The sequence below is a fragment of the Xanthomonas hydrangeae genome (assembly GCF_032697525.1).
Taxonomy (GTDB): Bacteria; Pseudomonadota; Gammaproteobacteria; order Xanthomonadales; family Xanthomonadaceae; genus Xanthomonas; species Xanthomonas hydrangeae.
In genome coordinates, this window is the sequence record NZ_CP103836.1 from 3,432,789 (window position 1) to 3,446,999 (window position 14,211).

Annotated in this window: 6 protein-coding genes and 1 other RNA gene; all 7 read left to right on the forward strand. The window is 64.3% G+C overall.

The genetic code is table 11. The features are described 5' to 3' along the window. Positions 1-115: 115 nt before the first annotated feature. The 7 genes from acnD to NYR97_RS14770 all read left to right on the forward strand — a co-directional run bounded on the left by acnD (position 116) and on the right by NYR97_RS14770 (position 13,921). Positions 116-2,758 (forward strand): Fe/S-dependent 2-methylisocitrate dehydratase AcnD, encoded by a 2,643-nt coding sequence (gene acnD, locus NYR97_RS14740; RefSeq protein ID WP_316694160.1) that lies wholly within the window; start codon positions 116-118, stop codon positions 2,756-2,758. Between the two features lie 56 nt (positions 2,759-2,814). Continuing rightward, positions 2,815-4,014: a 2-methylaconitate cis-trans isomerase PrpF gene (gene prpF / locus NYR97_RS14745; RefSeq protein ID WP_316694162.1), complete on the forward strand. Its 1,200-nt coding sequence runs from the start codon at positions 2,815-2,817 to the stop codon at positions 4,012-4,014. A gap of 298 nt (positions 4,015-4,312) precedes the next feature. Then, positions 4,313-6,529 carry a TonB-dependent receptor gene (locus NYR97_RS14750; protein WP_316694166.1) on the forward strand — a complete coding sequence of 739 codons (2,217 nt, stop codon included), beginning with the start codon at positions 4,313-4,315 and terminating at the stop codon, positions 6,527-6,529. 107 nt (positions 6,530-6,636) lie between these two features. Then, complete coding sequence (locus NYR97_RS14755; RefSeq protein WP_316698248.1) at positions 6,637-7,608, forward strand: nucleoside hydrolase; 972 nt, start codon at positions 6,637-6,639, stop codon at positions 7,606-7,608. A gap of 61 nt (positions 7,609-7,669) precedes the next feature. Beyond that, positions 7,670-7,746, forward strand: a non-coding RNA gene (locus NYR97_RS14760) — sX9 sRNA. A gap of 654 nt (positions 7,747-8,400) precedes the next feature. Then, positions 8,401-13,302 carry an alpha-2-macroglobulin family protein gene (locus tag NYR97_RS14765; protein ID WP_316694168.1) on the forward strand — a complete coding sequence of 1,634 codons (4,902 nt, stop codon included), beginning with the start codon at positions 8,401-8,403 and terminating at the stop codon, positions 13,300-13,302. A 151-nt stretch (positions 13,303-13,453) separates the two neighbouring features. Further along, complete coding sequence (locus tag NYR97_RS14770; protein ID WP_316698250.1) at positions 13,454-13,921, forward strand: REP-associated tyrosine transposase; 468 nt, start codon at positions 13,454-13,456, stop codon at positions 13,919-13,921. Positions 13,922-14,211 lie beyond the last annotated feature (290 nt).

Below are 14,211 nucleotides of genomic sequence, written 5' to 3' on the forward strand. Positions count from 1 at the left end.
GAGAAACCCTAAAGGCGTCTGAGACTCTAATCTGAATCCCGAATCCCGAATCCCGAATCCCGAATCCCGAATCCCGAATCCCGAAATGCCTCCGCCCGCTTCGATATCGCCAGCCATGAACAGCCAGTACCGCAAGCCCCTGCCGGGCACCTCGTTGGACTACTTCGATGCACGCGCTGCGGTGGATGCGCTGCAACCAGGCGCCTACGCAATGCTGCCGTACACCGCGCGCGTGCACGCCGAAAACCTGGTGCGGCGTGCAGAACCGCAGATGCTGGAGGCGTACCTGCGCCAGCTGATCGAGCGCAAGCGCGATCTGGATTTTCCGTGGTTTCCGGCGCGCGTGGTGTGCCACGACATTCTGGGGCAGACCGCGTTGGTCGACCTGGCCGGACTGCGCGATGCGATCGCCGAGCAGGGGGGCGATCCGGCGCAGGTCAATCCGGTGGTGCCGGTACAGTTGATCGTCGATCACTCGCTGGCGGTGGAATACGCCGGTTTCGACAAGCAGGCCTTAGCCAAGAATCGCAGCGTGGAAGACCGTCGTAATGCCGACCGCTTCCACTTCATCGAATGGACCAAGCGCGCGTTCGAAAACATGGAAGTGATTCCGCCGGGCAACGGGATCATGCATCAGATCAATCTGGAGAAGATGTCGCCGGTGATCTACACGTTGGATGGTGTGGCGTTCCCCGATACCTGCGTGGGCACCGATAGCCACACCCCGCATGTGGATGCGCTGGGCGTCATTGCAGTCGGTGTTGGCGGATTGGAGGCGGAAAACGTGATGCTCGGGCGCGCGTCGTGGATGCGCTTGCCCGACATCATCGGTGTGGAGTTGCTGGGCAAGCCGGCATCCGGTATCACTGCCACAGACATCGTGCTGGCGTTGACCGAGTTTCTGCGTCAGCAGCGTGTGGTCGGTGCATATCTGGAGTTCTATGGTGCCGGTGCCAGCGCGTTGACCATTGGCGACCGCGCCACCATTTCCAACATGACGCCTGAGTTCGGCGCTACCGCGGCGATGTTCTATATCGACCAGCAAACGCTGGACTATTTGCGTCTGACCGGGCGTGAAGACGCGCAGATTGCGTTGGTGGACACCTACGCGCGCCATACCGGCTTGTGGGCGGATGATCTGGTCACCGCGCAGTACGAGCGCGTGCTGCAGTTCGACCTGTCGAGCGTCGTGCGCAATATGGCCGGGCCATCCAACCCACACAAGCGCGTGGCGACCAGCGCGCTGGCCGAGCGCGGCATTGCCGGCACGTGGGAAGACGTGCCGGGCCAGATGCCCGATGGTGCGGTGATCATTGCGGCGATCACTTCGTGCACCAACACCTCCAATCCACGCAATGTCATCGCCGCTGGTTTGCTGGCGCGCAATGCGAATGCACGTGGACTGACCCGCAAACCGTGGGTAAAAAGTTCGCTGGCGCCGGGCTCCAAGGCGGTGCAGTTGTATCTGGAAGACGCTGGCTTGTTGAGCGAACTGGAACAACTGGGCTTTGGCATCGTCGCGTTCGCGTGCACCACCTGCAATGGCATGAGCGGTGCGCTGGATCCGGTGATCCAGCAGGAAATCATCGACCGCGATCTGTATGCCACGGCGGTGTTGTCGGGCAACCGCAATTTCGACGGGCGCATCCATCCGTATGCCAAGCAGGCGTTTCTGGCATCGCCGCCGTTGGTGATCGCCTATGCCATCGCCGGCACGGTGCGCTTCGATATCGAAAAAGATGTGCTGGGTATCGATGCCGATGGCGTGGCGGTGACACTCAAGGATCTGTGGCCAAGCGATGCGGAGATCGATGCGGTGGTGGCGCGCAGCGTCAAGCCGGAACACTTCCGCAGCGTCTACGACCCGATGTTCAAGCGCAGCGTGGGGCAGGGCGTGCAGGTGAGCCCGCTCTACGACTGGCGGCCGCAAAGCACCTATATCCGTCGTCCGCCGTACTGGGAAGGCGCGCTCGCCGGTGCACGCAGTTTGCATGGCCTGCGCCCGTTAGCGGTGCTGGGCGACAACATCACCACCGACCATCTGTCGCCGTCGAATGCGATCCAGGCCGGCAGTGCGGCCGGCGAATATCTGGCGCAGATGGGCGTACCGGAAGAAGACTTCAATTCCTACGCCACCCATCGCGGCGACCACCTCACCGCGCAGCGCGCCACCTTCGCCAATCCCAAGCTGGTCAACGAAATGGCCGTGGTCGATGGACAGGTCAAGGCAGGATCGCTGGCGCGGCTGGAACCGGAAGGGCAGGTGCTGCGCATGTGGGAGGCGATCGAAACCTACATGACGCGCAAGCAGCCGCTGATCATCATTGCCGGTGCCGATTACGGCCAGGGCTCCTCGCGCGACTGGGCCGCCAAGGGCGTGCGGCTGGCCGGGGTGGAGGTGATCGTGGCCGAAGGCTTCGAGCGGATTCACCGCACCAACCTGATCGGCATGGGCGTGCTGCCGCTGGAGTTCAAGCCGGGCAGCGATCGCAAGACGCTGGGCATCGATGGCAGCGAGACCTTCGATGTGATGGGCGAACGCACACCCGGCGCCACGCTGACGCTGTCGATCCATCGGCGCAACGGCGAGCAGTTGCAGGTGCCGGTCACCTGCCGCCTGGACACCGCCGAGGAAGTGTCCATCTACGAGGCGGGCGGCGTGCTGCAACGGTTTGCGCAGGATTTTCTTGAGAGCCGGGAATCGGGAGCCGGGAATCGAGATTTGTTGAAAGCGACATCAGCACCGCAAGCGCACTAGCGTCCATGGCCCTTGCCGTGGTTCTGCCACCCAATCCCCAATCCCGGCCTTCACCCATGACCCATCTCCCCCAACTCCGCATCCCCGCCATCTACATGCGCGGCGGCACCAGCAAGGGCGTGTTCTTTCGCCTGCAGGATCTGCCTGCCGCCGCGCAGCAGCCCGGTCCGGCGCGCGATGCCTTGTTGCTGCGGGTGGTCGGTAGCCCCGATCCGTATGCCAAACAGATCGATGGCATGGGCGGGGCGACTTCGAGCACCAGCAAGGGCGTGATCGTGTCGGCCAGCACGCGTGCCGGGCACGATGTGGACTACCTGTTCGGGCAGGTGTCCATCGACAGCGCGTTCGTGGACTGGAGCGGCAACTGCGGCAATCTGTCGGCGGCGGTGGGGCCGTTTGCGATTGCCAATGGCCTGGTCGACCCCGCGCGGGTACCGCGCGATGGTGTGGCGACGGTGCGGATCTGGCAGGCCAATATCGGCAAGACCATCGTGGCGCATGTGCCGATGAGCGATGGCCAGGTGCAGGAAACCGGCGACTTCGAACTGGATGGGGTGACCTTTCCGGCGGCCGAAGTGCAGCTGGAGTTTCTCGACCCGGCCGACGATGCCGAAGGCGAGGGTGGGGCGATGTTTCCCACCGGCAAGCTGATCGATCAATTGGAGATTCCGGGCCTGGGCACGATCGCCGCGACGCTGATCAATGCCGGCATCCCGACCATCTTCGTCAACGCGCGCGACCTGGGCTACACCGGCACCGAATTGCAGGAGGCGATCAATGGTGACCCGCGCGCATTGACGATGTTCGAGACCTTGCGTGCGCATGGCGCGGTGCGGATGGGGTTGATTGCGAAAGTGGAAGATGCCGCCACGCGGCAACACACGCCGAAGGTGGCGTTCGTTGCGCCGCCGGCCGATTACGTTGCGTCCAGCGGCAAGCCGGTGCACGCGGCCGAACTCGATCTGCTGGTGCGCGCGATGTCGATGGGCAAGTTGCATCACGCGATGATGGGCACTGCGGCGGTGGCCATCGGCACGGCAGCCGCTGTGCCGGGCACCTTGGTCAATCTTGCAGCCGGCGGCGCGACGCGCTCGGCAGTGCGCTTCGGGCATCCGTCCGGCACGTTGCGCGTTGGCGCCGAAGCGCAATTGGTGGATGGCCAGTGGCAGGTGACCAAGGCGTTGATGAGCCGCAGTGCGCGGGTGCTGATGGAAGGTTGGGTGCGGGTACCGGGTGATGTTCTGCAGGCACAGTGATCGGCGCAGGCGACATGGAATGCCGCTGCTACCACTGGCGATGTCAACGCCTTTCCCCATGATTGGAACGGCAGGCTCAAGCCTCCTTTCCAGGCGACCCGGTACTGGCACCGGGGCCTGAGACCCGGTACGCCCCAACGCACAAATTGCACGGCCGTGTTGCATTAATTCGAACGCCTTTTCGAATTCGGAAAACTTTTTCGCACGCGCTCTGCCAAATTTGTGTAAATCGTGTTAATTCTGTTGCAACGCGGCATGCAGATCAGGCCGCTCCGCCAACCGAATTCGGAGTCTTCCCATGTCCGCCAGCCGGTCGCTCAAGATCAGCGCGCTCGCCTTTGCCGTCGCTTCCCTTCTTCCGTGCCATGCCGCTGCCCAGCAGGCGCCCAGCGACGACGGTGTCATTCGCCTGGACGCGGTCAAGGTCACGGTCGAGCGCCGCTCGGAAGACTCCAAGGACGTGCCGGTCTCGGCATCGGTGCTGCGCCCCGAATTTCTGGACGCCATCTCCACCAGCGGCTCGGACATCCGCGTGCTCGCCGGCAAGGCGCCCAGCCTCAATATCGAATCGTCCAACGGCCGTGTGTTCCCGCGCGTGTACATCCGCGGCTACGGCAACACCGACTTCAACACCTACGCCTCGCAGCCGGTGTCACTGATCTATGACGACGTGGTGCAGGAAAACGCGTTCCTGAAGGGCTTCCCGATCTTCGATCTGGAAGGCCTGGAAGTGCTGCGCGGCCCGCAGGGCACGCTGTTCGGCCGCAACACGCCGGCCGGCGTGGTCAAGTTCAACTCGGTCAAGCCGACCATTGGTGCCAATGACGGCTACGCCAGCCTGTCCTACGGCACCTACGGCACGATGACGCTGGAAAGCGGCCTGAGCATCGCCATGGGCGAGCATTGGGCGGCGCGTCTGTCCACGCTGGGCCAGCGTCGCGACGACTGGGTGGAAAACCGCGATGGCCGCGACCTGGAAGGCTATACCGATTCGGCCGTGCGCCTGCAGCTGCTGTACCAGGCCAGCGACGATTTCAGCGCGCTGTTCAACGCGCATGCGCGTCATCTGGACGGCACCGCGCGGCTGTTCCGCGCCAACATCATCCGGCCCGGCACCAACCAGTTGGTGGACGGCTTCGACGAAGAAAAATCCTTCATCGACGGCGCCAACAACCAGGAACTGCAGACCTACGGCGGCAGCGCCAACCTGACCTGGGATCTGGGCGACATCGCGCTGCACTCGATCACCGCGTATGAAGGCATCGGCAAGTACTACAGCCGCGGCGACATCGACGGCGGCTTCGGCGCGGTGTTCGCACCGCCGTCCGGCCCGGGCGTGATTCCGTTCCCGGTGGAAACCGCCGGCGGCATCAAGAGCCTGGACCAGTACAGCCAGGAACTGCGCGCCGAATCGCAGTACGAAGGCCCGCTCAACTGGCAGGCCGGCCTGTACTACTTCCACGACGATGTGGAAGGCGAAAACTACACCTACAACACCTTCAGCGGCGGCGATCTGGCCAGCTACCAGCTGACCCGCCAGCGCAACACCTCGTGGGCGGCATTCGGCTCGTTGAACTATGCGGCCACCGATCGCCTGAACCTGCGCGCCGGCATCCGCTACACCTACGACAAGAAGACCTTCGACGTGCTGGCGCTGGATCGCGTCACGCTGGTCGAGCCGTCCAGCGGCGAGACCGACAACTCCAAGGTCACCGGCGATCTGGCGGCCACCTTCGCCATCAACGACGACGTCAACGTGTACGCCCGTGCGGCACGTGGCTTCCGTGGCGCCAGCTTCGGCGTGCCCTCGGGCACCGCGCCGCTGACCGTGGCCGAGCCGGAGACGGTGGATTCGTTCGAGATCGGCATCAAGTCGGATCTGTTCGACAACCGCGCGCGCCTGAGCTTCGACATCTACGATTTCCGCGTCAAGAACCAGCAGCTCACCGCAGTGGGCGGCGTTTCCAACGACGTGCGCCTGCTCAACGCCGACAAGACCAAGGCGCGCGGTGCCGAGTTCGATTTCGAAGCGCTGCTCACCCAGAACCTGCGCGTCACCGCCGGTGGCGCCTACAACTGGACCCGCATCGACGACCCGAGCCTGTCGGTGGGCGTGTGCCGCACATGCACCGTGACCGACCCGCTCAATGCGGCCGGCAACGCGCTCATCGATGGCAACGACCTGCCACAGGCATCCAAGTGGATGGCCAACGCCACGCTGCGTTACGGCATCCCGATGGGCAACGATGGCGAGCTGTTCTTCTACACCGACTGGTCCTACCGCAACGAAGTGAACTTCTTCCTGTACGACTCCAAGGAGTTCACCGGCCAGCCGCTGGTCGAAGGCGGCGCCAAGATCGGCTACAACTGGGGCGCGGGTGCGTACGAGCTGTCGGTGTTCTGCCGCAACTGCACCAACCAGATCCGCGTGACCGGTGCGATCGACTTCAACAACCTCACCGGCTTCATCAACGATCCGCGCATCGTGGGTGCGCAGTTCCGCGCCAATTTCTGATCGGCGTTGTGGTGTAGCACGATTGAACCGCCGGCCAACATGCCGGCGGTTTTTTTTATGGCGGCAGGAGGAGATACATGCAGCGGATATGGCGTAACGCGTGGTGGATGGTGGGGCTGTGGTGTGCGTCGGCAGTGGCGTGGGCGCAGCCGCCTGCGGCGAGTGCAGCGCAGGCGGCGCCAACGCCCACATCCACCGAGTTGCTGGTGGTCTCCACCGATATCGGCGACGACATCGACGATGCGTTTGCGCTCGGGCTGTTGCTGCGTAGCCCGCAGTTGCGCGTGCTGGGCATCGCATCGGCCTGGGGCGATACCACGTTGCGTGCGCAGTTGTTGCAGCGCTTGTTGCAGCAGGCCGGGCGCAGCGAGATTCCGTTGGCATTGGGCGCGCGCACCACCAGCACGATCGCTTTCAGCCAGGCGCGTTGGGCGGCCAAGGGACAGTTGCCAGGCAAGCTGCCGGATGCGGCGGCGATGATCCTGCAGCAGGCGCGCCTGCATCCCGGTCAGGTGACCTTGCTCATATTGGGGCCGATGACCGACGCCGCATTGGCGCAGCAGCGCGACCCGGCCGGCTTTGCCAAGCTCAAGCGCATCGTGGCGATGGGCGGCTCGGTGAGAGTGGGCTATGGCAAGTCGGCGTATCGTCCGGCCAGTGCGCCGGCACCGGAGTACAACATCCTCTCCGATGTGGCCGCTGCGCAGCGCGTGTTCTCGGCAGGCGTGCCGATCGTGTTGCTGCCTTTGGACGCCACCCAGATCACGCTGGAAGAACCCGAGCGCATCGCCTTGTTTGCACATGGCGACGGGCTCACCGATGCGCTCACTCAGCTGTACTACCATTGGCGCAATACCGACCAGCCCTGGGCCAGCGCCACGCCGACCTTGTTCGACGCGGTGCCGGTGGCCTGGCTGCTGCGCCCCGAACTGTGCCCGACCACGCCGCTGCATCTGGACGTCGATGCACAGGGCTACACCCGCGAAGGCGCCGGCATGCCGAACGTGCAGGCCTGCCTGCGTGCGGACAAGGCGGCGTTGATCGACATGTACATGCGTACGTTGTTGCAGTTGCCCTAAGAGCGGCGAACAGAACTACTGCGCAGCTGCCAGGCGGGCGCGGCCGGTGCCCGGAATCGGCATGTACCACTCGTACACTGCGGTTCTGAGCGCGCCATCCACGCCCACCTGACGACTGCTCGCTACGTTTTGTTAGCCGCTCTTTTTAGATGCAGTCAAACGCCTGGTCAGTCGAGGGCGCGGTGCCCTCACCGCTCGCGGGACACGCCGCAAGTACGTCCATGTAGGCTCGGTGGCGGCATCCATGCCGCCACACGGTCCCGCAATCGGCGAGGACACCGCACCAGAAAGTGAGTCGGCTGCTTTGTTGAAAGCTTGCCTGTTGATCTCGTTGCGTTGCGAAGCTGATCGGATGCACAGTTATCCAGACAACGCGTGTCATGCCTTGCTTGCAAACATGCACACCGACCATCTCCACTGGTCCTTGCCCGCCCACCGTCGCGGGACCTTACGCGGCATGGATGCCGCGTAAGAGCCTACATGGACGTACTTGCGGCGTGTCCCGCGACGGTGGGCGGGCAAGGGCCCTGCAGCCAAGTCGCAGCTCAGCGGCCCTCTAACAGATGGCGTGAAGTGGTTTAACTGGTCGCTGTAAGAGCGCTGACTAAACCACTACGCTCATCGCCAGTCGTACGCACCGGTGCCATCGCGACGCTAGCCTTGCAGCGCACGATCACCGCCTATCGGTAAGTGCCCAAGTCGTCGCGCCACCGCCATCGGCGATATGCACGGCATCGCTATACTTGCGTCCTCAGTCATGGGGTAGCACGAATGGACAGCCAGCAATCAGGGATGAAGTGGTCGGGCACGCGGCGCATGTTGCTGTGGGTGGTGTTGCTGACCATGGCGATTGGCGGGGTGGCGTGCAAGCGCAACGAAAGCGGCCAGTTGCCCACCGCCAGCGGCGAGGCGATCAAGGCCGACAAGCAGGCGATTACCGGCTTTGCGCTGGCACGTGCCTATCCTGACCAGACCAGCGACGGCTTGTCGCTGGCGCTGGAATTCTCGCGGCCGCTGGTCGGCACGCAGGATTTCGATGCGCTGGTGCGCTTCGAAGAAAAGGTCGGCAACGGCGACAGCAGCTGGTCGCTGTCCGACGACGGCAAGACGCTGCGCTACCCATACGTGGAAGCGGCCAAGGACTACACGGTCTTGATTGACGCCAACCTGCTGGCTGCCGATGGCAGCCGCCTTGGCAAGCAGCTCAAGCAGAAGGTCTATACCGGGCAGCTCAAGCCTGTGGCCGGGTTCGCTTCGCAAGGCAGCGTACTGCCGGCGCGCGAGAGCCGCGGTCTGCCGGTGGTGTCGGTCAACGTGCCGGAAGTGGACGTGGAATTCCTGCGCGTGCGCGAGAAATCGCTGCCGGCGTTCTTTCAGCAGTTTCAGCGCGGCGGTCGTCGCGGCAGCTGGGAGCTGGAGAGCGACTACAGCGACAAGGAGCCATTGTCAAAGCTGGCCGACCCGGTCTACGTCAATCGTTTCATTCTTGGCGGCAAGCAGAACGAGCGCGTGCTGACCTACCTGCCCACGCAGGACATCAAGGAACTGCAGGAGCCGGGCCTGTACTTCGCGGTGATGAAGCGCGCCGGCAGTTTCGACAATGGCTTCGATACCGCGTTCTTCACCGTCAGCGACATCGGCCTGCACACGCGTGCGTACAAGGACAAGCTGTTTGTGCACACCGCCTCACTGCAGAGCGGTGAGCCGATCAAGAACGTGGAAGTGCGCATCCTCGATGCCAAGGGCGAACTGTTCCTCAAGGGCGCCACCGACGGCAACGGCAATGCGTTGCTCAACTACACGCTCGATGCCGGCCATGTGCTGACGGCGCGCAGCAAGACCGATATCTCGGTGCTTCCGTTCAACCAGCCGGCGCTGGATCTGAGCGAATTTGCGGTGGCCGGGCGCCAGAGTGCCTGGTTCGATGTGTTCGCCTGGGCCGGCCGCGACCTGTATCGCCCCGGCGAGACCATGCGCGTGTCGGCGATCCTGCGCGACAACGATGGCAAGCCTACCAAGCCGCAGCCGGTGTTCCTGCGCCTCAAGCAGCCGGACGGCAAGACCTTCCGCGAGACCAGACTGCAGCCCGGCGAGCAGGGCTATTTCGAGTTCACCCAGCAGATTCCCGCCGATGCGCCGACCGGGCGCTGGCAGGTGGAATTCCGCACCGATCCGGCCAGCAAGGACGCCGTGCAGGGCATGACCGTGCGCGTGGAAGAGTTCCTGCCCGAGCGCATGAAGCTGGATCTGGATGCCGAGCAAAAGACCTTGAGTGCCGGCCAGCCGTTCAAGCTGGTTGCCAATGCGGCGTATCTGTATGGCGCGCCGGCCGACGGTAACCGCTTCACCGCCAAGCTCGCGGTCAGCGTCGAACAGCATCCGCTGGAGTCGTTGCCGGGCTGGTTCTTCGGCGACCCCACGCTGGAGCTGCCGCGCGAAGCCAAGGACGTGATCGATACCGAGTTCGGCAGCGACGGCGTGTTGCGCGAAGACATCGCGCTGCCCGCCGAAGCCAAGCCGGTCAGCACGATCGCCGCGGTGGTGTCCGGCAGCGTGTACGAGACTGGCGGGCGCACCGTCACCCGCACCGTCAAGCGCGTGCTGTGGCCGGCCAAGGCGCTGGTCGGCGTACGCCCCTTGTTCGACGACAAGGACGGCACCGATGCCAATGGCACTGCGCGCTTCGAAATCACCCGCGTGGATGCCGATGGCAAGCCGCAACCGGCCAAGGGCCTGAAAGCCACGCTGGTGCGCGAGCTGCGCGACTACCACTGGAACTACACCGACGACCATTGGGATTACGACTTCACCCGCCGCTTCGAGAACAAGGACACGCGCACGCTCGATGTGGCCGGCGGCAACGCCAAGCTCGATTTCCCGGTGGAGTGGGGCGAGTACCGCCTGGACGTGTTCGACCCGGCCACCGGGCTGACCACGCGCTACCCGTTCCGTGCCGGCTGGAGCTGGAACGACGAAAACCGCGGCCTGGACGCGCGCCCGGACAAGGTCAAGCTGGCGCTTGACAAGACCGGCTACCGTGCCGGCGATACGCTCACCGTCACGCTGACCCCGCCGCATGCCGGCAAGGGCGTGTTGCTGGTGGAAAGCGACAAGCTGCTGTACGTGCAGGACATCGACGTCAAGCTGGGCAGCAGCTTCGAAATCCCCGTGACCGAGGCGTGGGAACGCCACGATGTGTACGTCACCGCGCTGGTATTTCGCGGTGGTAGTGCGCCGAGCAAGATCACCCCGGCGCGTGCGGTGGGTGTGGCCTATGTGCCGATGGATCGCAAGGCACGACGTGTGGCGGTGGGCTTGGCTGCGCCCAAGCAGATGCGCCCCGAGCAGGCGTTGCCGGTGACGGTGAGCGTGCCGGAGTTGGCCGGCAAGGCCGCGCACGTGACCATCTCTGCGGTGGATGTGGGTATCCTCAACATCACCCGCTTCCCGGTGCCCGATGCCAACGCGCAGTTCTTCGCGCAACGCCGGTTGGGTACCGATTCCTACGACATCTATGGGCGGGTGATCGAAAGTTTCGAAGGCGCCAGCGGCAAGCTCAAGTTCGGCGGCGACATGGCCCTGGAAGCCTTGCCGCAAGCCAAGCGCCCGACCGCGCGCGTGCAGACCGTGGACCTGTTTTCCGGCTCGGTAAAACTCGATGCCAAGGGCAATGCGCGCGTGCAACTGCCGGTGCCGGATTTCAACGGTACGCTGCGTGTCTCGGCGTTGGTGTATTCGGACACGCGTTACGGTAATCACGATATGGAAACCGTGGTACGCGCGCCGATCCTGGCCGAGGCCAGCATGCCGCGCGTGATGGCGCCGGGCGACCGCAGCACGGTGACGCTGGATGTGCAGAACTTCACCGGCAAGCCGGGCGAGTTCAATGTGCGCGTAGAGGGTGTTGGCCCACTGGCCATTGCCGAGGCGTCGCGCAGCGTCAAGCTCGGTGTGGATGCCAAGCAGACACTGAGCTTCCCGTTGAGCGCTACCGAAGGCTATAGCGTGGCCAAGGTGCGCGTGCGTGTGGACGGCAATGGCTTCAAGGCCGACCGCAGCTACGACCTGCCGGTGCGTGCCGGTTGGCCGCAGGTGTTGCGTGCGCAGACGCGCGTGCTCGATCCGCTGGCGCCGATCACCCTGGACAGCGGCTTTGCCGATGGCCTGATGGCCGGCTCGGTCACTGCGCGCATGGTGGTCAGCCCGTTGCCGCCGATTCCGTTCGCCAGCGCCTTGCAAGGGGCGCTGGAGTATCCGTACGGCTGCGCCGAGCAGACCACCAGCAAGGGCTATGCGGCGCTGCTGCTCGACGATGCCACCGCCAAGGCGCTCGGCACCAAGGGGCTGGATGCGGCCACGCGCCGCGAGCGCATGGAAGGCGCGTTCGGCCGACTGGCGTCGATGCAGATCGCCAGCGGGCATTTTTCGATGTGGGGCGACGACGGCTACGTCAATCCGGGCCTGACCCCGTACATCGCCGAGTTCCTGCTCGACGCCAAGGACGCCGGATTTGCAGTGCCCGACAACGTGCTGCAGAAAGCGCTCAATCGGCTCAGCGAAGACCTGCTGTCCGGTGGCAACGAGTTCTACGGGCAGGATCGCCGCGATAGCCTGAAGTTCGCCAATCAGGCCTGGTCGGGGTATGTGCTGGCACGCGTCAACCGCGCCCCGCTGGGCACGCTGCGCGCGCTGTACGACAACCAGCGCGACAAGGCACTGACCGGTTTGTCGCTGGTGCATCTGGGTGCGGCGTTGTCGTTGCAGGGCGACACCAAGCGTGGGCAGGCGGCGATCAAGGCAGGATTCGCCAAGGACAGCAGCGAGCGTCCGCTGTACTTCGCCGATTACGGCAGTGCGATCCGCGACGATGCGTTGATGATGGCGCTGCTGCACGAGCGTGGCCTGTCCAGACCCGAGTACGACACCCGTGCGGTTGCGTTGGGTCGCGCACTGGATGCACGTCGCGCCACCGGCTGGCTGTGGCTGAGCACGCAGGAGCAGGTGGCGCTTGCGCGCTTGGGCAAGGCCTTGATGGTCGGGCAGGGCAAGCAGGTCTCCGGCACGCTGACAGTGGGCGGCGAGGTGCAGGAGATTGCGCCGGCCCGTTTGTTCGGGCGTAGTTTCGACAGCGCCGCCTTGGCGCGCGGTGTGCAGTTCGCACCGCAGGGCGAAGCACCGATGTATGCCAGCCTGGAAGTGGCCGGCATTCCGCGCAGCGCACCGGAGCCGGACACGCGCATCCTCAGCGTGGAGCGCAGCTGGTACACCACCGACGGCAAACCGTGGACGCCGCGTCCGCTCAAAGAAGGCGAAGCGTTGATCGTGCGGGTGGTCATCACCGCCAACAGCAACATGCCGGACGCGTTGCTCACCGACCTGTTGCCGGCAGGCCTGGAGATCGAGAACTTCAATCTCGGCGATGCCAAGCAGTGGGCCGATGTGGTGGTAGATGGCATCGGCATCAGCGAGCGTTCCAGCGCCGCCGACGTCAAGCACGAAGAGTTCCGCGACGACCGCTATGTGGCTGCGCTGTCGCTGTCCTCGGGCAGCAAGGCGCAGGTGTATTACCTGGTGCGTGCGGTCACGCCGGGCACGTACACGGTGCCGCCGTCGTTGGTGGAAGACATGTATCGGCCGGAGTTGCGTGGTGTAGGACGCAGTACGCCGGCAACGATGACGGTGGTGCAGCCGTAGGAGATCAATGTAGGAGCGCGCTCGCGCGATGAGGCTTTCCCGGTAATGCCCCATCGCGCGCAAGCGCGCTCCTACGTTTCGGGAGTTTTCTCACCGACGCGAGCGTCCGACTCCGATGCAAGCGTTTGCATGGGTGGGCCAGCATGCATCGATGCTCAGCTCTATTTCACCAGGACATCGTGCGCTACGCCGTGGCCGGCGCTCGCTTGCAAATTGCTGCTATCTACTCACCGTCACAACCTGCCAGCGGCGACGTGTGTTCGACGATTTTCAGCTGGCCGCGTCGGCGTGCCGCGCATTCATCGCCGCGCTGCCGGAAGATGCCTCGTTGCTTGCCTGGGTGCTGATGCCGGACCATGTCCATTGGCTGGTGCAGTTGGGAGATGTGACGCCACTGGCGCGAACGGTGTCATGCATGAAGGCAGCAAGCACGCGTGCGGTCAACAGGCAAGGGGGGATGCGCGAGGCGGTTTGGGCGCGTGCCTACCACGACCGTGCCTTGCGCAAGGAAGACGATCTGCGCAGCGTGGCTCGCTACCTTATCGCCAATCCGCTACGCGCCGGACTGGTCGAAAGGGTCGGCGATTATCCATTCTGGGATGCAATCTGGCTGCCGTAGGAGCGCGCTTGTGCGCGATTGGCATCACCGGGAAAGCCTCATCGCGCGCAAGCGCTCCTACGCCAGCAAAAGCGCTGCTTCGCATATGGAGACATCATTGCGCAGTGCCTTTTCAGTGCGATGCAAGCGACACGCAAGGGTCATTTTTACTGGCTACGATGGCGTGCTTTCTCACAGGCGCGGCGTCCTTGCTGCGCGACTTACGGGATTCCATGCAGCGCTCCGATTCGTACCGTTTGCACTTGTCCGTTCTCGCCGTGGCCATTGCGGCATGTTCGCCAGCTTCACAG